22 protein-coding genes are annotated in these 22,302 nt (G+C 73.1%); 16 read left to right on the top strand and 6 right to left on the bottom strand.

Translation table 11 applies throughout. The features are described 5' to 3' along the window. The first annotated feature begins 26 nt into the window (after positions 1–26). From rpsD to truA, 4 genes are all read left to right on the top strand, one after another. Positions 27–653: a 30S ribosomal protein S4 gene (gene rpsD, locus ACZ4EF_RS17210; protein ID WP_355340190.1), complete on the top strand. Its 627-nt coding sequence runs from the start codon at positions 27–29 to the stop codon at positions 651–653. A gap of 127 nt (positions 654–780) precedes the next feature. After that, the gene (locus ACZ4EF_RS17215) at positions 781–1,803 is read left to right on the top strand and encodes a DNA-directed RNA polymerase subunit alpha (protein WP_033177813.1); all 1,023 of its coding nucleotides are present in this window, start codon (positions 781–783) and stop codon (positions 1,801–1,803) included. A gap of 175 nt (positions 1,804–1,978) precedes the next feature. Continuing rightward, positions 1,979–2,530: a 50S ribosomal protein L17 gene (gene rplQ, locus ACZ4EF_RS17220; RefSeq protein WP_355340186.1), complete on the top strand. Its 552-nt coding sequence runs from the start codon at positions 1,979–1,981 to the stop codon at positions 2,528–2,530. Between the two features lie 155 nt (positions 2,531–2,685). Continuing rightward, a complete protein-coding gene (truA, locus tag ACZ4EF_RS17225) occupies positions 2,686–3,558 on the top strand; it encodes a tRNA pseudouridine(38-40) synthase TruA (protein ID WP_467505108.1) in 873 nt (290 codons plus the stop codon). Here the strand turns inward: truA and ACZ4EF_RS17230 are convergent. Continuing rightward, complete coding sequence (locus tag ACZ4EF_RS17230; protein WP_467505110.1) at positions 3,548–5,044, bottom strand: hypothetical protein; 1,497 nt, start codon at positions 5,042–5,044, stop codon at positions 3,548–3,550. The genes truA and ACZ4EF_RS17230 overlap by 11 nt on opposite strands. A 136-nt stretch (positions 5,045–5,180) precedes the next feature. On the opposite strand from ACZ4EF_RS17230, the gene ACZ4EF_RS17235 reads away from it, so the two are divergent. From ACZ4EF_RS17235 to glmM, 4 genes are all read left to right on the top strand, one after another. Next, complete coding sequence (locus ACZ4EF_RS17235; RefSeq protein ID WP_467505112.1) at positions 5,181–6,803, top strand: ABC-F family ATP-binding cassette domain-containing protein; 1,623 nt, start codon at positions 5,181–5,183, stop codon at positions 6,801–6,803. Between the two features lie 309 nt (positions 6,804–7,112). Next, positions 7,113–7,556, top strand: a complete 444-nt coding sequence (gene rplM, locus ACZ4EF_RS17240) for a 50S ribosomal protein L13 (RefSeq protein WP_355340175.1) — start codon at positions 7,113–7,115, stop codon at positions 7,554–7,556. Positions 7,557–7,595: 39 nt separating this feature from the next. Beyond that, on the top strand, positions 7,596–8,111 hold the full coding sequence (rpsI, locus tag ACZ4EF_RS17245; protein WP_188283331.1) for a 30S ribosomal protein S9: 516 nt from the start codon (positions 7,596–7,598) through the stop codon (positions 8,109–8,111). 250 nt (positions 8,112–8,361) lie between these two features. Then, positions 8,362–9,720, top strand: coding sequence for a phosphoglucosamine mutase (gene glmM / locus ACZ4EF_RS17250; protein ID WP_355340172.1), 1,359 nt, complete (start codon positions 8,362–8,364; stop codon positions 9,718–9,720). Positions 9,721–9,751: 31 nt separating this feature from the next. On the opposite strand, the gene ACZ4EF_RS17255 is transcribed toward glmM, so the two are convergent. Together ACZ4EF_RS17255 and coaA are read right to left on the bottom strand one after the other, a co-directional pair. Then, entirely contained in the window at positions 9,752–10,684 is a 933-nt protein-coding gene (locus ACZ4EF_RS17255) for a DUF389 domain-containing protein (protein WP_467505114.1), read from the bottom strand. A gap of 80 nt (positions 10,685–10,764) precedes the next feature. Continuing rightward, positions 10,765–11,766 carry a type I pantothenate kinase gene (coaA, locus tag ACZ4EF_RS17260; RefSeq protein WP_391050427.1) on the bottom strand — a complete coding sequence of 334 codons (1,002 nt, stop codon included), beginning with the start codon at positions 11,764–11,766 and terminating at the stop codon, positions 10,765–10,767. Positions 11,767–11,925: 159 nt separating this feature from the next. Here coaA and ACZ4EF_RS17265 point away from each other — a divergent pair, with 159 nt between their 5' ends. The 3 genes from ACZ4EF_RS17265 (at position 11,926) to ACZ4EF_RS17275 (ending at position 16,044) form a co-directional block, all read left to right on the top strand. Beyond that, positions 11,926–12,294, top strand: a complete 369-nt coding sequence (locus tag ACZ4EF_RS17265; RefSeq protein ID WP_355340163.1) for a holo-ACP synthase — start codon at positions 11,926–11,928, stop codon at positions 12,292–12,294. Between the two features lie 145 nt (positions 12,295–12,439). Further along, entirely contained in the window at positions 12,440–13,879 is a 1,440-nt protein-coding gene (locus ACZ4EF_RS17270) for an NAD(P)H-hydrate dehydratase (RefSeq protein ID WP_467505117.1), read from the top strand. 551 nt (positions 13,880–14,430) lie between these two features. Next, the gene (locus ACZ4EF_RS17275) at positions 14,431–16,044 is read left to right on the top strand and encodes a M48 family metallopeptidase (RefSeq protein ID WP_467505119.1); all 1,614 of its coding nucleotides are present in this window, start codon (positions 14,431–14,433) and stop codon (positions 16,042–16,044) included. Positions 16,045–16,056: 12 nt separating this feature from the next. On the opposite strand, the gene ACZ4EF_RS17280 is transcribed toward ACZ4EF_RS17275, so the two are convergent. Together ACZ4EF_RS17280 and ACZ4EF_RS17285 are read right to left on the bottom strand one after the other, a co-directional pair. Further along, on the bottom strand, positions 16,057–16,425 hold the full coding sequence (locus ACZ4EF_RS17280) for a VOC family protein (RefSeq protein WP_401309246.1): 369 nt from the start codon (positions 16,423–16,425) through the stop codon (positions 16,057–16,059). Between the two features lie 27 nt (positions 16,426–16,452). Beyond that, entirely contained in the window at positions 16,453–17,226 is a 774-nt protein-coding gene (locus ACZ4EF_RS17285) for an SDR family oxidoreductase (RefSeq protein ID WP_467505121.1), read from the bottom strand. A gap of 78 nt (positions 17,227–17,304) precedes the next feature. Between ACZ4EF_RS17285 and ACZ4EF_RS17290 the strand changes: the two genes are divergently transcribed. The 5 genes from ACZ4EF_RS17290 (at position 17,305) to ACZ4EF_RS17310 (ending at position 21,640) form a co-directional block, all read left to right on the top strand. Then, a complete protein-coding gene (locus tag ACZ4EF_RS17290) occupies positions 17,305–17,865 on the top strand; it encodes a TetR/AcrR family transcriptional regulator (RefSeq protein ID WP_467505122.1) in 561 nt (186 codons plus the stop codon). A gap of 408 nt (positions 17,866–18,273) precedes the next feature. Next, complete coding sequence (gene alr / locus ACZ4EF_RS17295) at positions 18,274–19,461, top strand: alanine racemase (protein ID WP_467505124.1); 1,188 nt, start codon at positions 18,274–18,276, stop codon at positions 19,459–19,461. Beyond that, positions 19,446–20,669, top strand: coding sequence for an alpha/beta fold hydrolase (locus ACZ4EF_RS17300; protein ID WP_355336783.1), 1,224 nt, complete (start codon positions 19,446–19,448; stop codon positions 20,667–20,669). The genes alr and ACZ4EF_RS17300 overlap by 16 nt, the downstream gene beginning before the upstream one ends. 11 nt (positions 20,670–20,680) lie before the next feature. Then, the gene (gene tsaE / locus ACZ4EF_RS17305) at positions 20,681–21,280 is read left to right on the top strand and encodes a tRNA (adenosine(37)-N6)-threonylcarbamoyltransferase complex ATPase subunit type 1 TsaE (protein WP_391163421.1); all 600 of its coding nucleotides are present in this window, start codon (positions 20,681–20,683) and stop codon (positions 21,278–21,280) included. Positions 21,281–21,430: 150 nt separating this feature from the next. Continuing rightward, positions 21,431–21,640 carry a hypothetical protein gene (locus ACZ4EF_RS17310; protein ID WP_467505127.1) on the top strand — a complete coding sequence of 70 codons (210 nt, stop codon included), beginning with the start codon at positions 21,431–21,433 and terminating at the stop codon, positions 21,638–21,640. Positions 21,641–21,742: 102 nt separating this feature from the next. Here the strand turns inward: ACZ4EF_RS17310 and ACZ4EF_RS17315 are convergent, their stop codons facing one another. After that, positions 21,743–22,294, bottom strand: coding sequence for a hypothetical protein (locus tag ACZ4EF_RS17315; protein WP_355336785.1), 552 nt, complete (start codon positions 22,292–22,294; stop codon positions 21,743–21,745). Positions 22,295–22,302: the final 8 nt, after the last annotated feature.

The following is a 22,302-nucleotide window of genomic DNA, read 5'->3' on the forward strand; positions in this document are numbered from 1 at the left end:
CAAGCTGATACAGGAGACACGAGACAATGGCGCGTTACACCGGGGCCGACTGCAAGCGTTGCCGTCGGGAGAAGCAGAAGCTCTTCCTCAAGGGGAGCAAGTGCGAGAGCGCGAAGTGCCCGATCGAGATCCGTCCTTACCCCCCGGGTGAGCACGGACGCGGGCGCACCAAGGACAGCGAGTACCTTCTCCAGCTTCGTGAGAAGCAGAAGTGCGCGCGCATCTACGGTGTCCTCGAGAAGCAGTTCGTGAACTACTACAAGGAAGCGAACCAGAAGTCCGGCAAGACCGGTGAGAACCTTCTGCGCATCCTTGAGACCCGCCTCGACAACGTGGTGTACCGGGCCGGCTTCGCCAAGTCCCGCGACCACGCGCGGCAGCTCGTCCGTCACGGACACATCACCGTCAACGGCCGCAAGACCGACATCCCGTCGGCCCGTGTGTCCGTGAGCGACATCGTCGAGGTCCGCGAGTCGTCCCGCAACCTGACCCCGTTCGCGGTGGCCCAGGGCGAGGCCGGCGACAAGACCGTGCCCGCGTGGCTCGAAGCCAACGCCGGCAAGCTGCGGATCCTCGTGCACAGCCTGCCCGAGCGCCAGGTGATCGACACCCAGGTGCAGGAGCAGCTCATCGTCGAGCTGTACTCGAAGTAAGCAATTACTTCGGCGTACGGACCGAGGCGATGCCGGGCGGTACGACGGGCGACCGTCGTACCGCCCGTATCCTCGTAGTACAGGGGGCGTCAAATAGCGGGCGCCCACGAATGAAGGACCGACACTCATGCTGATCGCTCAGCGTCCCTCGTTGACCGAAGAGGTCGTCGACGAATTCCGCTCCCGGTTCGTGATCGAGCCGCTGGAGCCGGGCTTCGGCTACACCCTCGGCAACTCGCTCCGCCGTACGCTCCTCTCCTCGATCCCCGGTGCCGCTGTCACCAGCATCCGGGTCGACGGTGTCCTGCACGAGTTCACCACCGTGCCGGGCGTCAAGGAGGACGTGACCGACGTCATCCTCAACATCAAGCAGCTCGTCGTCTCCTCGGAGCACGACGAGCCGGTCGTGATGTACCTGCGCAAGCAGGGCCCGGGTGTCGTCACCGCCGCCGACATCGCGCCCCCGGCCGGTGTCGAGGTGCACAACCCCGACCTGGTCCTGGCGACGCTGAACGCCAAGGGCAAGCTGGAGATGGAGCTGACCGTCGAGCGCGGTCGCGGCTACGTCTCCGCGGTGCAGAACAAGCAGCAGGGCCAGGAGATCGGCCGCATCCCGGTCGACTCCATCTACAGCCCGGTGCTCAAGGTCACCTACAAGGTCGAGGCGACCCGTGTCGAGCAGCGCACCGACTTCGACAAGCTGATCGTCGACGTCGAGACCAAGCAGGCCATGCGCCCCCGTGACGCCATGGCGTCCGCGGGCAAGACCCTGGTCGAGTTGTTCGGCCTGGCCCGCGAGCTGAACGTCGACGCCGAGGGCATCGACATGGGCCCGTCCCCCACGGACGCCGCCCTGGCCGCTGACCTGGCGCTGCCGATCGAGGAGCTGGAACTCACCGTCCGCTCCTACAACTGCCTCAAGCGCGAGGGCATCCACTCCGTGGGTGAGCTCGTGGCACGCTCCGAGGCCGACCTGCTCGACATCCGCAACTTCGGCGCGAAGTCGATCGACGAGGTCAAGGCGAAGCTGGCCGGCATGGGCCTGGCCCTCAAGGACAGCCCGCCCGGATTCGACCCCACCGCCGCCGCCGACGCCTTCGGCGCCGACGACGACGTGGACGCCGGTTTCGTGGAGACCGAGCAGTACTGATCGCCTCCGGCGCGGCCGGGACCCCTGGTCCCGGCCGTCGCCGGGCGCCTTCCCGGTTCGCACCGAACGGGGAGGGCACCGGGGCCCGCCCCGGACCCCCATCGAGCTGGCAGCCGCCAGTTCGCACTGACATCGGTACCTCGTACGGCCGGTGCAGCGGAGAAGGAGAAAGACCATGCCTCAGCCCGCGAAGGGTGCCCGCCTCGGCGGCGGCGCCGCGCACGAGAAGCTGCTGCTCGCGAACCTCGCGAAGTCGCTGTTCGAGCACGGCAGGATCAAGACCACCGAGGCCAAGGCGCGCCGTCTGCGTCCGGTCGCGGAGCGGCTGATCACGAAGGCGAAGAAGGGCGACATGCACAACCGTCGCCAGGTGCTGCAGACGATCACGGACAAGAGCGTCGTCCACACGCTCTTCACCGAGATCGCGCCGCGGTACGAGAACCGCCCGGGTGGCTACACCCGGATCACCAAGGTCGGTAACCGCCGCGGCGACAACGCGCCGATGGCCGTCATCGAGCTGGTCGAGGCGCTGACCGTGGCGCAGGCCGCCACGGGCGAGGCCGAGGCCGCCACCAAGCGTTCCGCCAAGGACCGCGCCGGTGACGAGGCTCTGGCCGACCTCAAGAAGGACTCCGAGCCGGCGGACGCCACGCCCGAGACCGCGGACGACGCGGTCGAGGACGCCGCTCCGGCCGACGAGGAGCCCAAGGAGTCCAAGGACGCCTGAGCGTTCTGAGACCCCGGGAGCGACCCCGCGGGCCCGTACCCCTCTGCCGGAGGGGTACGGGCCCGTTCCGCTGGTCCCCGCGATCCCGGCCCCCGAAGTCCCCAGAGTCCCCAGAGTCCCCAGAGTTCCCTGATCCCGCTGAGAGGAATGCGCGCGTGAGCGACGAGGTGGCGCCCGGCGCCGTACGGGTGCGGCTGGATCTGGCCTACGACGGTACGGACTTCTCCGGGTGGGCCAAGCAGCGCACCCGGCGGACCGTGCAGGGGGAGTTGGAGGCGGCGATCCCGACGGTGCTGCGGATGGCGGAGCCGGTGGAGCTGACCGTCGCGGGGCGCACCGACGCCGGGGTGCACGCGCGCGGGCAGGTGGCGCACGTGGACCTGCCCGCGGACGTGTGGGCGGCCGAGGGCGGCAATCTGCGCCGGCGGCTGGCCGGACGGCTGCCGTGGGACGTACGCGTCTGGGACGTCTCGGCGGCACCCGCCGGGTTCAACGCGCGGTTCTCGGCGGTCTGGCGGCGGTACGCCTACCGCGTCGGCGACCACCCCGGCGGTGTGGACCCGCTGCTGCGCGGCCACGTGCTGTGGCACGACCGTCCGGTGGACGTCGACCGGATGAACGCGGCGGCCGAACTCCTGCTCGGCGAGCACGACTTCGCCGCGTACTGCAAGAAGCGCGAGGGCGCCACGACCATCCGCACCCTGCTCGACCTGCGCTGGGAGCGTACGGCCGACGGTCTCGCGGTCGCCACGGTCCGCGCCGACGCCTTCTGCCACAACATGGTGCGCGCGCTGATCGGCGCGATGATCCTGGTCGGTGACGGCCACCGCCCGGTCGGCTTCCCCGGCGAGGTCCTGGCCGGGCGCGAGCGCCACTCCGCCGTCAAGGTCCTGCGTCCGCACGGCCTCACCCTGGAAGAGGTCGGCTACCCGGCGGACGACCAGCTGGCCGCCCGCTCGGTGGAGGCCCGCAACAGACGGACCCTGCCGTGCGCCCCCGCCGCGCCCGCCGCCGCCGTCAAGGGGTAGCGGCGCTCGCGGCGTCGCGGCCGCGCTGGATGACGCGCTGGAAGGCGAAGTCGGAGGCGTCGTTGGCGGCCTGCCTGGCGGTGGTGTCGGCCTTGGTGAGGGTCTTGCCGGTCCTGAAGCCGGAGATGGTGAAGTAGGCGTAGCGGCCGACGGCGTTGGACGTCATCTGGCAGGCGACGGCGTGGCAGAAGTCCTTGATGCCGCCGCCGTTGAGCGGGCCGAGGTAGTGGGCGGTCTTCTGCACCTTCGCCGCGTGGGCGGTGTCGTCGAAGACGGCGACGCCGACGGTGACGGCCACGCCGCCGCGTACGTAGGTGGCGCGGATCAGCTTGCGGCAGCCGTTGGCGGTGAGGGCGGCGGCCAGCTCGCTGCGGGCGCCGTCGGCGCACTTGGCGGTGGTGGCGGCGGCGGTCTGGGAGTAGACGTTGCCGCCGATCCGGAACTGCTTGCCGGGGAAGAGGCCGCCCACGGTGATCGGGGCGGTGTCCTTGGCGGCGGTGGAGATGAAGTCCAGCGGGTTGGGCGGCGGCGGGGGAGCGACCGAGGAGAACGAGGGCGCGGGCGGCAGCGGCGACTGCGACGTGGCGCCGCTGGTGGCCGAGGACGGCCCGGCCACCGGCTCGTCGTCCGAGCCGCCCGACATGACGACGGCGGTGGCGACGCCGCCCGCTATCACCGCGACGGCGACGATCCCGCCGCCGAGCATCATCAGCTTGCGCCGCTTGGCGCCGCTGGCGGCCTGCTGCTCGGCGAGCGCGCCCCAGTCGGGTGTCCCGCCCGAGGGCGGGCCGCCCGGCCCTGAGGCGGGCGTGTGCGCCCCTTGCCGACGCTGTCCCGCGCCGCGCTGCTGGCGCGGGAAGGGCTGACGGTGGGTGCCCATGCCGGGCGCGCCCTGCGGGGCGCCCTGGGGGCTCTGCGACGGGCTTCGGGGTGCGCCCTGGGCGGGGGCCTGGGGCGTGCTCCGGGGCGCGGCCTGGGCGGCCGGCCGCGGGCCTGTCGGGCCGGTGGGCCGCGCGGGGGCGGGGCCGGGCGGCGGCGCGGGAGCCGCGGGGGTCTCGGCGGCACCCGGCGCCGCGGCGGCGGGCGGCAGCGAGGCGTGCGGCCGGGCCGCGCCCTGGCCGGGGACGCCGGGCCGTACCTGGTACGCGCCCGGCTGCTCGGCCTGCGGCGACCACGCGGGACCGGACGACGGCGCCTGCGGCTGCGACTGTCCCGGCTCGTGGCGGAACCCGCGCCGCGGGTCGTCCGCGTAGCCCCCCGGCGGCCCGGCCGGCTGGTCGGCGGCCGGGCCCGACGGCGGCTGCGGGCCCTGCGGCGCCTGCGCGTCGTACGGCGACGGCTGCTGCGGTGGTGCCTGGGCGGCGGCGTGGCGCGGCTGGGGCCGAGAGGGGATGACGCGTCCCTCAAGGACCTCGCGCTCGCCCTCGGGGGCGCTCGTGGGGGGTTCCTGCGGAGGCTGCGGCTGCTGTCCGGGCCCATCAGTCATGCCGCGCATCATATTGCCGGTCAGGCCGCGCACATATTCCGGTGAACACACCGGAGAACGCACCGGTGAACGCGCCGGTGGAGACCTCACGAAAACGAGTTGGGGCGGATCGCGCCCCACAGGGAGAATCCAGGACATGGGACATGTGGAAGCAGCGCACTTGGAGTACTACCTGCCGGATGGGCGGGCGCTGCTCGGCGACGTCTCGTTCCGGGTGGGCGACGGCGCCGTGGTCGCGCTGGTCGGCGCCAACGGCGCGGGCAAGACCACGCTGCTGCGGCTGATCTCCGGCGAGATCAAGCCGCACGGCGGCACGGTCACGGTCAGCGGCGGCCTCGGCGTGATGCGGCAGTTCGTCGGCAGCGTCCGCGACGACCGCACCGTACGTGACCTGCTGGTCTCCGTCGCGCACCCGCGGATCCGGACCGCCGCCAAGGCGGTCGACGCGGCCGAGCTGGCGATCATGGCGCAGGACGACGAACCGGCGCAGATGGCGTACGCGCACGCCCTGGCCGAATGGGCCGAGGCGCGCGGCTACGAGGCCGAGACCCTGTGGGACATGTGCACGATGGCCGCGCTCGGCGTGCCGTACGAGCGGGCGCAGTGGCGCGAGGTGAAGACGCTCTCGGGCGGTGAGCAGAAACGGCTGGTTCTGGAGGCCCTGCTGCGCGGCCCCGACGAGACGCTGCTGCTCGACGAGCCGGACAACTACCTGGACGTGCCGGGCAAGCGCTGGCTGGAGGAGCAGCTCGCCCTCACCAAGAAGACGGTGCTGTTCGTCAGCCACGACCGGGAGCTGCTGGCCCGCAGCGCGCAGAAGATCGTCGCCGTCGAGACCGGCCCGGCCGGGTCCACGGTGTGGGTGCACGGCGGCGGTTTCGACACCTTCCACGAGGCCCGCAAGGAGCGCTTCGCGCGCTTCGAGGAGCTGCGGCGGCGCTGGGAGGAGGAGCACGCCAAGCTCAAGGCGATGGTGCTGCGGCTGCGCCAGCAGGCGGCGAACAGCCCCGATATGGCGTCCCGCTACCACGCGGCGCAGACCCGGCTGAAGCGGTTCGAGGACGCGGGCGCCCCGCAGGAGCCGCCGCGCGAGCAGGACATCCGGATGCGGCTGCGCGGCGGACGTACCGGCGTACGGGCGGTGACCTGCGAGAAGCTGGAGCTGACCGGTCTGATGAAGCCGTTCGACCTGGAGGTCTACTACGGCGAGCGGGTCGCGGTGCTCGGCTCCAACGGCTCGGGGAAGTCGCACTTCCTGCGGCTGCTCGCCGGGGACGGGAGCGTCGCGCACACCGGGGCGTTCAAGCTCGGCGCGCGGGTGGTGCCCGGCCACTTCGCGCAGACCCACGCGCACCCGGAACTGCTCGGCCGCACCCTGGTCGACATCCTGTGGGGCGACCACGCGCACGACCGGGGCCGCGCCATGGGCGTCCTGCGGCGGTACGAGCTGGAGCGGCAGGGCGACCAGCCCTTCGACAAGCTCTCCGGCGGGCAGCAGGCCCGCTTCCAGATCCTGCTCATGGAGCTGGCCGGGACCACCGCGCTGCTGCTGGACGAGCCCACGGACAACCTCGACCTGGAGAGCGCCGAGGCCCTTCAGGAGGGCCTGGAGTCGTATGACGGCACGGTGCTCGCGGTGACGCACGACCGGTGGTTCGCGCGCAGTTTCGACCGCTATCTGGTCTTCGGGTCCGACGGTCTGGTCAGGGAGTCCATCGAGCCGGTCTGGGACGAGCGGCGGGTCGAGCGCAAGCGGTAGGGCCCGGCGGACGCCCGGTCCCCACGGGTCCCGAACGGCCCCTCCCGGCCCGGGAATCCGACGCGTTTTGACCCGTACGGGGGCGCGCGGGTATTCTTCGATGTCGTTATGCGTATTGGCTTGCTCTATCTCACGTGAGGGGCCCTTACGCCGGTCCACCGGGCCGATGACCAGCGGCAGGCAGACGGGTTGCGTCCCCGAATGCCGCCAGGGCTGGCCTGATCGTCCGGGTGGCCTTGTACAAGGACCCGTTTCCCCGGCCCCTCACGGGCTCGTGGAGACACCATCACTGAAGAAGCGAAGGCGACCGTGCGTACGTTCAGCCCCAAGCCCGGCGATGTCACCCGCCAGTGGCACGTAATCGACGCGCAGGACGTTGTCCTGGGCCGTCTGGCCACCCAGGCCGCGACCCTCCTGCGGGGCAAGCACAAGCCCATCTACGCCCCGCACGTCGACACCGGTGACTTCGTCATCATCATCAACGCCGACAAGGTGCACCTGTCGGGCAACAAGAAGACCCAGAAGATGGCGTACCGCCACTCCGGGTACCCGGGCGGCCTGCGCTCCGTGCGCTACGACGAGCTGCTCGACAAGAACCCGGAGAAGGCCGTGGAGAAGGCCATCAAGGGCATGCTCCCGAAGAACACCCTGGGCCGTCAGATGCTCTCGAAGCTGAAGGTCTACTCGGGCGACCAGCACCCGCACGCTGCCCAGCAGCCGGTGCCGTTCGAGATCACCCAGGTCGCGCAGTAGTACCGGCCACCAGCTACCAGAAAGAATCTGAGGAGAATCGTGGCTGAGACCACTGCCGAGACCGTCGTCGAGGGTGAAGAGACCTTCGAGGAGATCACGACCTTCGAGTCCGAGACCCCCGAGTCGGAGTACACCTCCGAGTCGCTCGCCTCGCGCTTCGGCGACCCGCAGCCGGCCGCCGGCACCGGCCGCCGCAAGCAGTCCATCGCCCGTGTCCGGATCGTTCCGGGCAGCGGCAAGTGGAAGATCAACGGCCGCACCCTTGAGGGCTACTTCCCCAACAAGGTGCACCAGCAGGAAGTCAACGAGCCCTTCAAGGTGCTCGAGCTGGACAACCGGTACGACGTCGTGGCCCGCATCAGCGGCGGCGGCATCTCCGGCCAGGCCGGTGCCCTGCGCCTGGGCGTCGCCCGCGCGCTCAACGAGGCGGACGTGGACAACAACCGCGGCCCGCTGAAGAAGGCCGGCTTCCTGACCCGTGACGACCGCGCGGTCGAGCGGAAGAAGGCCGGTCTGAAGAAGGCCCGCAAGGCCCCGCAGTTCAGCAAGCGCTAAGTCGCCTCCGGCGCGGGAACCAAACCCGCGCCGGGCGCATCGAACGCCTCGGAGACACTTTGTGCCTCCGAGGCGTTCGCATTCCTGGGAATCGGCACATTTGTCTGTTGATATGGCTCTGAGCCCTGGATGGTGGAGCCATGTCCCCGCACCGGGGGCGCGGACCGCGGGGCACGGGAGGCCCGGCGGCACAGGGATCGTCGTGTCCCGGGACGGCCGCACGACCGCACGGATCATCGGAGGAAACACTGTGGGACGACTCTTCGGCACCGACGGCGTGCGGGGCATGGCCAACGCCGACCTCACCGCCGAGCTTGCTCTCGGCCTGTCGGTCGCGGCGGCACACGTGCTCGGCGAAGCGGGCAGCTTCGCGGGCCACCGGCCGGTGGCGGTCGTGGGGCGCGACCCGCGCGCCTCGGGCGAATTCCTGGAGGCGGCCGTCGTGGCGGGCCTCGCGAGCGCGGGCGTGGACGTCCTGCGGGTCGGTGTGCTGCCCACCCCGGCGGTGGCGTATCTCACCGGCGCGCTGGGCGCCGACCTCGGCGTGATGCTCTCCGCGAGCCACAACGCGATGCCGGACAACGGCGTGAAGTTCCTGGCGCGCGGCGGCCACAAGCTCGACGACGAGCTGGAGGAGCGGATCGAGGCGATCTACGAGGAGCACCGCACCGGCGCCCCCTGGAACCGCCCGACCGGCGGCGGCGTCGGCCGGGTCCGCGACTACGACGAGGGCTTCGACCAGTACGTGGCCCACCTCATCGCGGTGCTGCCCAACCGCCTCGACGGCCTGAAGGTCGTCCTGGACGAGGCGCACGGCGCGGCCTCCCGCGTCTCGCCCGAGGCGTTCTCGCGCGCCGGTGCCGAGATCATCACCATCGGCGCCCAGCCCGACGGGCTCAACATCAACGACGGCTGCGGCTCCACCCACCTGGAGCTGCTGAAGGCCGCCGTGGTCGAGCACGGCGCCGACTTCGGCATCGCGCACGACGGCGACGCCGACCGCTGCCTGGCCGTCGACGCCACCGGTGAGGAGGTCGACGGCGACCAGATCCTCGCGATCCTCGCCCTGTCGCTGCGCGAGCGCGGCGCCCTGCGCGAGAACACCGTCGTCGGCACCGTGATGTCCAACCTCGGCTTCAAGCTGGCGATGGAACGCGAAGGCATCGAGATGGTGCAGACCGCCGTCGGCGACCGCTACGTCCTGGAAGCGATGAAGGAGCACGGGTACGCGCTCGGCGGCGAGCAGTCCGGGCACGTCATCGTGCTCGACCACGCCACCACCGGCGACGGCACCCTGACCGGTCTGCTGCTGGCCGCCCGCGTCGCCGCCACCAAGCGCACCCTGGCCGACCTGGCCGGGGTCATGGTGCGGCTGCCGCAGGTGCTGGTCAATGTGCCGGACGTCGACAAGAGCCGCGTCGACTCCACGCCCGAGCTGCTGACCGCCGTCGCCGAGGCCGAGACCGAGCTGGGCACCACCGGCCGGGTCCTGCTGCGGCCCTCCGGCACCGAGCCGCTGGTGCGCGTGATGGTCGAGGCCGCCGACATCGACCACGCCCAGTCCGTCGCCGGGCGGCTGGCCGACGTCGTCAAGTCCACCCTGGGCTGAGCCGCCCCGCGCGGGGGCCGACCCTACGTCGTCAGGCGGCGGGTACGTGCCGCTTCGCCCAGAGCCACTTCTGGGCGAGCAGCGTCAACGTGCCCGCCACCGCGATGCCCGCCAGGTTGATCACGAGCTGCAAGGTGGAACCCCACGCCTCGCCCCAGGCCGCGTAGCTGATCCCCAGGGCGGCGTTCGCGGCGGCCGGCACCGTCGTCACCGAGATCGCCACGCCCACCAGCGCGCCCGACTTGGACGAGGTCAGGGAGAGGATTCCGGCGATCCCGGCGAGGAACGCGACGACGAACGAATCCCACGTCGGCTGCCAGATGAACTCCGTCGCCGGGTGCGGCGCGTCGAACCGCGCCTGCGTGAACAGCCCGAACAGGCTCATCAGGTCGCTGAACCCGCCGGTGATCAGCATCGCCACCGGGAAGCCGATCAGCAGCGCCGCCACCGACCGCCCCACCAGGCGGCGCTGACGCCGCACCACCCCCGTACAGATCCCGGCCAGTGGCCCGAACTCCGGCCCGACCACCATCGCGCCGACGATCAGGATCGAGCTGTCCAGCATCACGCCGTACGCGGCCAGCATCGTCGCCACCGTCAGGAACGCGATGTACGTGACCGTCAGCGTCGACTCCTCGTGGGTCTCCTCGACCAGCGACTCCCACAGCACCGCGTCCGCGCCCTCGCCCGGCGCGTCCTCCTCGGCCTTCTCCGCGCTCGTCGACAGCGTCAGGTCGATGTTCTCGACCGCGATCGAACCGGTCTCCGCCACGCCCAGCTCACGCAGCCCGACCAGCAGGCCGTCGGCCGCCTCCCGTGCCACGTCGCAGGTCAGCACGTCGCCGAGCGGGTCGTACGCGGCGCCGCGCATCACCGTCAGATGGGTGGCGCCGAGGGTCGCGCCGACCAGTCGCGCGACCTCCTCGGTGCGGTCGGCGGGCACGATCATCCGCAGGTGCAGCACGGCGGGGCTCCCGTTTCCTCGACATCTGGCGGCCCGCGTCGGGCGAGCCGCGTCATGTGACCGGCGCCGGGTGACCGGCGTCAGAGCTTGCGCAGCGACAGGCGCTGCACCTTGTGCCCCGGTCCCTTGCGGAGCACCAGCGTCGCCCGGCTGCGGGTGGGCAGCACATTCTGCTGCAAGTTGGGCTGATTGACGGTGCGCCACATCAGCCGGGCGTACTCCAGCGCCTCGTCCTCCGAGACCTGGGTGTACTTGCGGAAGTACGAGTGCGGGTCCTGGAAGGCCGTCTCGCGCAGTTTCCTGAACCGTCCCAGGTACCACTGCTCGATGTCCTCGGTGCGCGCGTCCACGTACACGCTGAAGTCGAAGTGGTCGGCCAGGCCGATCCTCGTCCTGCCGTCCTTGCCGGGCAGCGCCGGCTGGAGGACGTTCAGGCCCTCCACGATGAGGATGTCCGGGCGGCGCACCGTCAGCGTCTCGCCGGGCACGATGTCGTAGATCAGGTGCGAGTAGACCGGCGCGGTGACCTCGTCGCGGCCGGCCTTCACGTCCGCCACGAAGCGGGTCAGCGCGCGGCGGTCGTACGACTCGGGGAAGCCCTTGCGGGACATCAGGCCGCGCCGGTGCAGCTCCGCGTTGGGCAGCAGGAAGCCGTCGGTGGTGACCAGTTCGACCCGCGGGTGCTCGGGCCAGCGGGCCAGCAGCGCCTGGAGCAGCCGGGCCGTGGTCGACTTGCCCACCGCCACACTGCCCGCCACCCCGATCACGAACGGCGTCCCCGGCTGCGCGTGGTGCCCTCCCCCTGCCTTCGGCGGAGGCGCCCCCACCGCGTCCCCCAGGAAGGTGTTCAGCGCGCCGCGCAGCCGGTTGTGCGCGGCCACGTACAGATTCAGCAGCCGGGACAGCGGCAGATAGACGTCCACCACCTCGTCCAGGTCGATCACGTCGCCCAGGCCGCGCAGCCGCTCCACCTCCTCGGCGGTCAGCGGCAGCGGCGTGCGCTCGCGCAGCGCACTCCACTCCTCGCGGGTCAGGTCGACATAGGGGCTGGTCGCGGCTGGGGTCGTCGGCACGGGCCCCATTGTCCAGACGTGCGTGTACGGAGCGCGGGCGGGGGGTGCGGCGCGCGGGCGGGGTGTGGAGCGCGGCCGGGGGTGCGGCGTGCGGCCGGGGGCACGGCGGGTGGGGGCACGGCCTAAGCTGGCCGGCATGAACGGCACGTCGGGCGAAGGGGATGGCCAGTGATCGTCGGGGTCGGGATCGACGTCGCCGAGATCGACCGCTTCGCCGCCGCCCTGGAGCGCACGCCCGGCATGGCCGACCGGCTCTTCCTCCCCGGCGAACTGCTGCTGCCGACCGGCGAGCGGCGCGGTGTCGCCTCGCTGGCCGCCCGGTTCGCGGCCAAGGAAGCGCTCGCCAAAGCCCTGGGCGCCCCCGCCGGGCTGCACTGGCTCGACGCCGAGATCACCACGGAGCCGTCCGGCCGGCCCCGGCTGACCGTCACCGGGACCGTGGCCGCGCGGGCCGCGGAGCTGGGGGTACGCGGCTGGCACGTCTCCCTCAGCCATGACGCCGGGGTCGCGTCCGCGGTGGTCATCGCGGAGGGCTGACCCGCGGGCGGATGCGCCGGGCGCGTCCGGTGCGCCTGGTCGGGGGGCTGGGTGCGCCGGTCCGCCTGGTCGGGGGGCTGGGTGCGCGCCGGGCGCGTAGTGTCCGTTGAGGCTGTTTTCGTCGAGCCCTGCCGGAGGACTTTCCATGAGGTACGCGCACGCGGTGGAGACCGTACGGGCCGCCGAGGGCGAGTTGATGGCCCGGCTGCCCGAGGGCGCGCTCATGCAGCGCGCGGCGGCCGGGCTCGCGGCGGCGTGCCGGGACCTGCTCGGGCGTACGTACGGCGCGCGCGTCGTCGTCCTCGCCGGGAGCGGCGACAACGGCGGTGACGCGCTGTACGCCGGTGCCCGGCTGGCCCGCCGCGGCGCCGCCGTGCACGCCGTGCTGCTGGCCCCCGAACGCGCCCACCGCGGGGGCCTCGCCGCCCTGCTGGCCGCCGGGGGCCGCGCCGCCGCCGCGGCGGACGCCGAGGCGCTGATCGGGCGGGCCGACCTCGTGCTCGACGGGATCGTCGGCATCGGCGGCAAGGGCGGGCTGCGGCCCGGCGCCGTACCGCTCGCCGAGGCCGCCGGGGCCTCCCGCGCCCTCGTCGTCGCCGTCGACCTGCCCAGCGGCGTCGACGCCGACACCGGGGAAGTCCTCGGGGACGCCGTGCACGCCGACGCGACCGTCACCTTCGGTACGTACAAGCCGGGGCTGCTCGTCGACCCGGCCGCCACCTTCGCCGGGGCGCCCCGGCTCGTCGACATCGGCCTCGGGCCGTACCTCGGCGAACCCGAACTGGAGGCGCTCCAGCACGCGGACGTCGCCGCCGCGCTGCCGCGGCCGGGGGAGTCGAGCGACAAGTACCGGCGCGGTGTCGTCGGCGTCGTCGCCGGGTCCGGGCGGTATCCGGGGGCCGCCGTCCTCGCCGTCTCCGGCGCGCTGCGGGGCGGCGCCGGTGCGGTGCGCTACGTCGGGCCCGGCGGCGACGCCGTGCTCGCCCGGCACCCCGAGGTGCTGGTGTCCACCGGGTCCCCGCACAGCGCCGGGCGCGTTCAGTCCTGGGTGGTCGGGCCCGGCATCGGCGACTCCCCGGAGGCGCGGCAGGCCGTCACCGACGTGCTCGCCACCTCGGTGCCGGTCCTCGTCGACGCCGACGCCTTGCGCTTCCTCTCGCCCGCCGCCGTACGGGAGCGGAGCGCCCCCACCGTCCTCACCCCGCACGCCGGGGAGGCCGCCGCGCTGCTCGGCTGGGCGCGGGAGGAGGTCGAGGCGCGGCGCCTCGACGCCGTGCGGGGGCTGGCCGGGCGGTTCGGTGCCACCGTTCTGCTCAAGGGGGCCACCACGTTGGTGGCTTCGCCGTCGCCCCGGGCGGCCGTTCGCGTCAATCCGACGGGGGTCGCGTGGCTGGCGACGGCGGGGAGTGGGGACGTGCTGTCCGGGCTTACGGGGTCGTTGCTCGCGGCGGGGCTTGCGCCGATGGACGCGGCTGCTTGTGGGGCGTACCTGCATGGGCTCGCTGCGCGGCTGGGGTCGGGGGGAGCGCCGCTTGCGGCGTTGGATGTGGCCGCCGCCGTTCCCACTGCGTGGCGCAGCCTTTAGCTTGTCTTTCCCGCCCGCCCACCCCTGCGGGTGCTTTCTTCGTCTGCGGGTGCCGCTTGTGCCTGGGTCGGTGCCGGTCCGGGGCACCTCCTCGGGCGACGAACGTGTCCGCACTTCGATGACGTCCAGCCCTTGTCTGTTCGTCCCCCTGCGGGGGCACCCCGGCCCGTCCCCTCCCGGTACGTCGGCGTCCGCCCGCCGGTGGGGGTGGCCGGGGAGGGGGGTGGGTGGGCTCGGGTGCGTCGGTGTCCGACGGTCCGGTGGGGGTGGGCGGAGGGGGGTGGGTGGGCATGGGTGCGTCGGTGTTCGCCTGTCCGGTGGGGGTTGCCGGGCGGGGTGGGTGGGCTTGGGTACGTCGGCGTCCGCCTGTCCGTGGGGGTGGGCGGAGGGGGTGGGTGGGGGTGCGGCTGCTTCCGGTGCGTCGGCGGCCGACGGTCCGGGGGGGGGCAGGTGAGGCGGGGGATCGGGGGGGCTTGGGGTGGGGGGTAGGATCTGCGGGCCTTGTCGGGGTGTGCCGGTGGGGGTGGGCTGGTCCTGTGGGGGGATTGTCGATGACGTTCCGGCTGCGTGCTGTGCGCGCGTTGGTGTTGCTGGTCGGGTTCGTGTTGTTGGGGTTTGTGCTGTTGGCGGCGATGGCGGCGCTGGACTGGCTGCTGGTGACGCGGTGGTTCGCGGCGGGGGCGGCGTGGTTCGAGGGCACGATTTTGATGGTCACGGCGTTGGTGGCGGTGGCGATCGTGCGGGGGATGCTGGCGTTTCTGCGGGCCGGGCGGCTGGGGTCGGAGCCGGGCGGGGTGGCGGTCACGGCGCAGGAGCAGCCCGAGTTGTGGGAGCAGGTGCGGGCGGCGGCGGAGGTGGCGGGGGAGCGGGCGCCGGACGAGCTGTACCTGGTTTCCGAGGTCAACGCGGGGGTGGCGGAACAGAGCCGTCTGCTGGGCCTGTTGCCGGGGCGGCGCCGTATGCTGCTGGGCCTGCCGCTGCTCGCGGGGCTGACCGTGCCCCGGCTGCGGGCCGTTCTGGCGCATGAGTTCGGCCACTACGGCAATCGCGACACCCGGCTCGGCGGCCTCACCCTGCGCGGCCGGGCGGCCGTACTGCACACGGTGGAGGTGTTCAGCGAGGGCACCACGCGGATGCATTACGTGGTCGGGGCCGTCTACGTCGGCTACGCCCGGATGTTCCTGCGGACCTCGCAGTCCGTCGCCCGCCAGCAGGAGTTCGCCGCCGATGAGTCGGCCGCCCGGTACGCGGGCCGTGACGCGACGGTCGGCGCACTGCGCGCCATGCCGGTCATCGACGCCGCGTACGACCACTACGTGGACACGTACGCCGGGATGGGCGGCCCCGTGGGGGCGCTGCCTCCGGTCGGCGAGGTCCTCGGCGGATTCTCGCGACTGCTCGCCGCCCGGCCGGGGGAGAGGCTCGCCGCGCTCGCGGACGGTCGGCGTCCGCCGAAGCCGCACCCGTACGACTCCCACCCGCCGCTCCAGGATCGGATAGCCCGGATCGAGCGGCTGCCCGCCGACGGTGCGACGGATGAAGCTGAGGGGGAGGCGAACGCGCTGTCCCTGCTGCGGGACCAGGGTCAGGTGTTCGCCGCTCTGGAGGCGCGCACGCTGCCCCCGGAGGCGGCCGAGCGCCCGCGTCTGGCCTGGGACGACCTGGTCATGGCCCGCGCCTCGGCGGATGCCGAGGGCTGGTCCCGACCGCTGCTGCTCGCGGTCGCCAGGGCGCTGCGCGCGGAGTCGCCGGACCAGGACGGCGCGGCCCGTACGTCCCGCCGCGCGTCCTCCGAGACGGTGACGGACACCGATCTGCCCACCCTGGAGGACGTGCTCGACGCCTTCGACCACGGCCTGCTGTGGATGGCGGTCGCCGACCGTATCCCCAAGCCGCCGCAGGCGGGGCGCCTGACCGGCGCGTCGGCGCGCAACTTCATCCGGCCCGTGGTCTTCGACGGGCTGGCCGGTCTCATCCAGCTCCGTCTCATCGAGTCCGGCCTCGCCGCCCCCGACATCGCCTGGACGGGCCGCCCCGGACTCGTTCTCCCCCCGGCCTGGGAGAACGGCATGGATGACGCCATCGACGCGGCCATCGCCGACACGCCCGACACGGCCCCCCTCCGCACGCTCCTCGCCGCCGCCGACCGGGAGGTCGTCCCGTAGCCGTCGCGGGGGTCAGGCCGGGCGAACGCAGAAGGGGTGCCCGGCCGGACTGGCGTAGACCCGGGCGCCCTCGCGGTCGGCGGGGCCGACGTCGCCGGTCGGCCGCAGCCGTCGGCCGCCGGCCGCGAGCACCCGCGTGTCGGCGCTCTCCATGTCGTCCGTCGCGAGGTCGAAGTGCATCTGCTGGGAGGTCCCGTCGGGCCACCGCGGCATGACATGCCCCGGAACCCGCTGGACCACGAGCACGGGGAATCCGTCGCTGCGCAGGAAGTGGTGCGTGGCCGTCCGGGTGACCGAGCCGCCGAGCAGGCGGTGCCAGAACGCGCCTTCGCTCTCCGGGTCCGCGGCGTCCACGATCAGTGACGTCAGGCTGAAGGTCACGGTGTCTCTCCTCGGAATCGCTGGGGCTCAGACGGTGGGGATGATGCCGCCGTCGACCCTGAACTGGGCGCCGGTGAGCCATTTGGCGCGGTCGGACGCGAGGAACGCGATCATCTCGGCGACGTCCTCGGGTTCGCCGGGCCGTCCCATCGGCAGCTTCAGGTGCTCCACGATCCGCTGCGTGACGTCGTCGACGCCGATGCCCTCACTGTCGGCCATCCGCCGGAGGTGGCCGGCGGCTCCCTCGGTGACGACGAAGCCCGGCAGCACGCACACCACGCGTACGCCGTGGCCGCCCACCGCCGTCGCCAGTTCGCGGCTGTAGGCGTTGAGCGCCGCCTTCGACGCGGCGTACGACGCCTCGGCGGGCTGGGGGAGGTGGCTGGCGATGGACGAGACGTGCACCACGACGCCCGAGCCGCGCTCGACCATCCCCGGAACCAACGCCCGGTCGAGCCGGACCGCGCTGAGCAGATTCATCTCCAGGTCGGCGAGCCACGACGCGTCGGACCGCTCCAGAGTCGGCATCGGCCCGGTCGCGGCTCCCGCGTTGTTCACCAGGACGTCAACGCCTCCGACGCTGTCCAGCACGCGCTGCCCCAGCTCCCGCACCCCCTCCTCGGACCGCAGGTCGGCCGGGATGAAGGCGGCGTTCAGGTCGTCCGGCGGCGCGGTGCGCGAGGCCGTCAGCACCGTGGCGCCCGCGGCGGCGAAGCGGCGGGCTGTCGCCTCCCCGAGCCCTCGGCTGCCGCCGGTCACCAGCACACGCAGGCCGTCAAGCCCCTCGTTCTCGATCGTCACGGACGTTCTCCCCAGTAAAGTGAACCCGACTCCGGAAACTGTACACAAGCGGAGTCCGATTCACCTTATGGAGGACTGTTGCCGTCACCACGCCCGTTGCGCGCCGACGCCCGCCGCAACCGCGAAGCGCTCCTCGCCGCCGCGCGCGAAGCACTCCTCTCCGACGACGACGCCCACGTCGAGGAGATCGCCCGCCGTGCCGGTGTGGCCGTCGGCACGCTGTACCGCCACTTCGACACCCGCGAAGCCCTTGTCGCCGACGTGTACCGCCAAGAGGTCGCCGACCTCTGCGCGGCCCCCTCCCGGCTGCTCGCCCAGCACGCCCCCGACGAAGCCCTGCGCGCCTTCCTCCTGCTGCTCGTGGAGCACGCGGCGGTCGGCCGCGGCATGGGCGAAGTGCTGGAGAGCATCATGGCGACCGACTCGCCCGTCTTCGACGACACCCGCGCCGAGATGGCCCGTGCCCTGGACCACCTCCTCACCGCCGGCGCCGCCGCCGGCCTCATCCGCGAGGACGTCAGCGGCCTCCTCCTCCTCCGCGCCCTCGGCGGCATCTGCGGCCTGCGCTCCGAAGGCTGGCAGGACGACGCCGTACGCATCGCCTCACTCCTCTACAACGGCCTCCGCCGCCCCACCTAGCGCCTGTCCGACGAATCACGAACGGCCCCCGCGGCCCCTGCCCCGCCCGGCAACCCCCACCGGACAGGCGGACGCCGACGTACCCGAGCCCACCCCCTCCCCGGCCACCACAGCGCACCGTCGGACACTGACGTACCCGAGCCCACCCACCCCCTCCCCCCCCCACCCCCACCGGACAGGCGGACGCCGACGTACCGGGAGGGGACGGGCCGGGGTGCCCCCGCAGGGGGACGAACAGACAGGGGCTGGACGTTTTCGAAGTGGGTGCACGTTCGTCGCCCGAGGAGGTGCCCCGGACCGGCACCGACCCAGGCACAAGCGGCACCCGCAGACGAAGAAAACACCCGCACGGGTGGGCGGGCGGGCGGGAAAGACACGCCCAGCACCCGACCTGAGACACTGACCGCAATGGACGAGAAGCGGATGCGCGGCTGGGCACAAGTGGACCTGACCGCGCTGCGAGCAAACGTGAGAGCGCTGCGCGCAAAGGCACCCACGGCCGCGTTCATGGCCGTCGTGAAGGCCGACGCCTACGGCCACGGAATGGTCCCGTGCGCCAAGGCGGCCGTCGAGGCCGGAGCGACCTGGCTCGGCGTGGCCACCCCCGAGGAAGCCCTGACCCTGCGGGCAGCGGGCCTGAAGGCCCGCACCCTGTGCTGGCTGTGGACCCCCGGAGGGCCCTGGCGGGAGTGCGTCGAAGCCGACATCGACGTGACGGTGAGCGCGATGTGGGCGCTCCGCGAAGCCACGGCGGCGGCCGAGGCGGCAGGCCGCCCGGCCAGAGTGCAGCTCAAGATCGACGCGGGCCTCGGCCGCAACGGCGCCCAGCCCGCCCAGTGGCCCGAACTGGTCGCACGGGCCCGCGTGGCCGAGCGCGACGGCCTCATCCGGGTGACAGGAGTGTGGGCGCACTTCAGCTGCGCCGACGAACCGGGCCACCCCTCCATCGAGCGGGAGCTGAACGTCTTCAAGGAGGCCCTGGCGCAGGCCGAGGCGGCGGGCCTCACCCCCGAGGTGCGGCACCTCGCGAATTCGCCGGGCACCTTGACGCTGCCGGAGGCGCACTTCGACCTGGTGCGGCCGGGCGTGGCGATGTACGGCATCTCGCCGGTGCCCGAGATCGGCGGTTCCGCGGACTTCGGGCTGCGGCCGGTGATGACGGTCGTCGGCCGCCTGGCATCGGTGAAGCGGGTGCCGGGCGGGCACGGGGTGAGCTACGGGCACAAGTACGTGACGCCGGGCGAGACGACGTTGGCGCTGGTGCCGCTGGGCTACGCGGACGGCGTGCCGCGGCACGCCTCGGGCACGGGCCCGGTGCTGGTCGCGGGCAAGTGGCGGACGGTCGCGGGCCGGGTCGCGATGGACCAGTTCGTGGTGGACCTCGGCGGCGACGCGGCCGAGCCCGGCGACGAGGCGGTGCTGTTCGGCCCCGGCGACCAGGGCGAGCCGACCGCCGAGGACTGGGCACGGGCGTGCGGCACGGTCGCGTACGAGATCGTCACCCGCATCGGCGCGCGGGTCCCGCGGGTATACGTGGGGGAAGGCGCCGGTCCCGGCGCAGGCGACAGCGATGGAGCACCGTGCCAGAAGGCGTGAAGTGGGAGAAGGCAGGGCTGGTCGGCGCGGCGATCGGGGTGGTCGCGGCGGGCGCCGCCGCGGGCGTGGCGATCGAGCGGGTGACCGTCGGCCGCGGGATGCGCCGCCGCGCCCGGCTGGCGCTGGACTCGGCGGGCCCGTACGGAACGCTGCGCGGACAGCCCGGCACGGTCGCGGCGGAGGACGGCACGGAGCTGTACTACGAGACCGAGGACGTCGCGCCGCCCGAGCCCGAGCCGCAGACACCGCCCTCGCGCCGCAGCCGCGGCTGGCTGCGCCGCCGCGCCGAGGCGCCGCAGCCGGTGACGGTGGTGTTCTCGCACGGGTACTGCCTGAACCAGGACTCCTGGCACTTCCAGCGGGCGGCGCTGCGCGGCACCGTACGGGCGGTGTACTGGGACCAGCGCAGTCACGGCCGCAGCGAGCGCGGCCGGGACCAGGTGGCGGGCGGGCCCGCCACCATCGACCAGCTGGGCCGCGACCTGAAGGCGGTGCTGGACGCGGCGGTGCCCGAGGGCCCGGTGGTGCTGGTCGGGCACTCGATGGGCGGGATGACGGTGATGGCGTTCGCCGACCAGTTCCCCGAGTACGTCGAGGAGCGGGTCGTCGGCGTCGCGTTCGTCTCGACGTCGGCGGGGAAGCTGGCCGCGGTGACGCTGGGGCTGCCCGCCGCGGGCGCGCGGGCGTTCCGGGCGCTGGCGCCCGCGGTGCTGCGGGCGCTGGGCAGCCAGGCGGATCTGGTCGAGCGGGGGCGGCAGGCCACCGCCGACCTGTTCGCGGGGATCATCAAGCGGTACTCGTTCGGCTCCGACGTGGACCCGGCGGTCGGCCGGTTCGCCGAGCGGCTGATCGAGTCGACGCCGATCGACGTGGTCGCCGAGTTCTATCCGGCGTTCACCGACCACGACAAGGGCGACGCGCTGTCGGTGCTCGACGGGCTGCCCGGTCTCGTACTGGCGGGGGACAAGGACCTGTTGACGCCGAGCGCGCACAGTACGGAGATCGCCGAGAAGCTGCCGGACGCCGAACTGGTGATCGTGGAGGGCGCGGGGCACCTGGTCATCATGGAGCGCCCCGAGGTGGTGAACGCGGCGCTCGCGCTGCTGATCGCGCAGGCCGCGGACTCGGTGCGCGCACCGGTCCCGCAGGTGCTGCGCGACCTGGCGGCGGCGCGGGCGTCGACCCGTACGACGGCCGCCGACGCGTAACATTCGCGTTCATGGCCACACCGCACGATGCCACGCCCCCGCACGAGACCGCCGCGCAGAACGCCGCCGAGCACGAGGCGGTGCGGCGCGGGGCGACACCGCACGAACCGGGCTCCGTGGGGATCACCGTCCCCACCCCCGACCTGATGCGCGACCTGGGCCGCCGCCTGGCCGCGCTGCTCGCCCCCGGCGACCTGGTGCTGCTCAGCGGCGAGCTGGGCGCGGGCAAGACCACGCTGGCCCGCGGCCTCGGCGAGGGTCTGGGCGTACGCGGCGCCGTCACCTCCCCGACCTTCGTGATCGCCCGCGTCCACCCCTCCCTGACCGCGGGTCCCGCGCTGGTGCACGTGGACGCGTACCGCCTGGGCGGCGGCCTGGACGAGATGGAGGACCTGGACCTCGACGTGTCGCTCCCCGAGTCCGTGGTCGTCGTGGAGTGGGGCGACGGCAAGGTCGAGGAACTGTCGGAGGCGCGGCTCCAGGTCGTCATCGCCCGTACGGTCGGCGGCCCGGCGGACGGGGACGGCGAGGGCGACGACGTACGCGAGGTGACCGTCACCGGCGTCGGCCCGCGCTGGACCGGCCAGGACCTCACCGCGCTGCGCGCCTGACCCTCGCTCCGATCCCCCGTTCGGCCCCCGCTCCGCCCTCCGTTCCGACAGGCTGTCGGCAAGATGTTGCGCGAGGGCGGCCGGGCGTGGTCTGCTGGTTGCGGGTACCTGGTTAGGGCGCCCTAACTACGTCTCTTCGGGGAGGCGCACATGCCGGCCCAGATCCGGACCCAGGACACGCGGGACCCGCGGCGGGACACCCCGCCGCCCAACGTCGGCGCCCTGCTGGCCGCCGGAGCCGCGGCCCGCACACTGTCGACCCCGCCGGACGACGGCGAGGAGCCCGCGCCGGCGGACGCGCCGGTCACCACGGCGACGGGCAGGACGACGGACGCGCCGGAGCCAGAAACCGGCGCGTGAGACGCGCGGCTACTCCACAGGGCGGCTACTTCACGACGCGGCTACTTCACGACGCGGCCACTTCACGGCGCAGCCACTCCGCGCGGCTACTTCACCGCGCGCCTACTTCACGACGAAAACACTGCTGCCGATCGTCGCGATCTGCCACAGCGCCGTGCCGTCGAGCCGCGTCTCGCGGATCGCCGCCGTCTGCTTCGAGGGATCAGGCTTCGCCAGCGACCCGTCCGCGGCCGCGCTGAAGCCGACGTTTATCCCGTCGGTCGTCGCGAAGAGCACCACGTGCTCGACCTGGGCGCCGTCGCCTCCTATGCCGGAGGCGCGCCGCGAGAAGACGCGGTGTATCCCCACGCTCGGCGCCACATTGCCCGCGACCACCGCGTAGGTGCGGTCGACCTTCTCCGCGTCACCGACCAGCCACACCCGCTTGGCGGAGATGCTGTAGACCACGCGCCTGCCGGTGCCGGAGGCGGCGGGCAGCGGATACGTCTTCGGCGTCGGCTTGGTGCTGGGCGACTTCACGGCCGAGGTGGAGGGCCTGGCCTGCGGCGGCTGGTCGGGCGCGGAGCCCGCCGCCTGCGCGGCGAGCACGGCGATGACGACCAGGGCAGCCGCAGTGAGCCCCGAGACCAGGGTGCTCGACTTGATCCGCGCCACGGTTGTCC

The organism is Streptomyces sp. NPDC025721 (genome assembly GCF_055558595.1).

Coding starts and splice junctions, on each gene's coding strand:
- ACZ4EF_RS17235 (WP_467505112.1), top strand. CDS start 5,181: ATGGGACATGTGGAAGCAGCGCACTTGGAGTACTACCTGCCGGATGGG.
- tsaE (WP_391163421.1), top strand. CDS start 20,681: ATGGCCACACCGCACGATGCCACGCCCCCGCACGAGACCGCCGCGCAG.
- ACZ4EF_RS17270 (WP_467505117.1), top strand. CDS start 12,440: ATGAGGTACGCGCACGCGGTGGAGACCGTACGGGCCGCCGAGGGCGAG.
- ACZ4EF_RS17275 (WP_467505119.1), top strand. CDS start 14,431: ATGACGTTCCGGCTGCGTGCTGTGCGCGCGTTGGTGTTGCTGGTCGGG.
- coaA (WP_391050427.1), bottom strand. CDS start 11,766: ATGGGGCCCGTGCCGACGACCCCAGCCGCGACCAGCCCCTATGTCGAC.
- ACZ4EF_RS17230 (WP_467505110.1), bottom strand. CDS start 5,044: ATGACTGATGGGCCCGGACAGCAGCCGCAGCCTCCGCAGGAACCCCCC.
- alr (WP_467505124.1), top strand. CDS start 18,274: ATGGACGAGAAGCGGATGCGCGGCTGGGCACAAGTGGACCTGACCGCG.
- ACZ4EF_RS17310 (WP_467505127.1), top strand. CDS start 21,431: ATGCCGGCCCAGATCCGGACCCAGGACACGCGGGACCCGCGGCGGGAC.
- ACZ4EF_RS17215 (WP_033177813.1), top strand. CDS start 781: ATGCTGATCGCTCAGCGTCCCTCGTTGACCGAAGAGGTCGTCGACGAA.
- rpsD (WP_355340190.1), top strand. CDS start 27: ATGGCGCGTTACACCGGGGCCGACTGCAAGCGTTGCCGTCGGGAGAAG.
- rplQ (WP_355340186.1), top strand. CDS start 1,979: ATGCCTCAGCCCGCGAAGGGTGCCCGCCTCGGCGGCGGCGCCGCGCAC.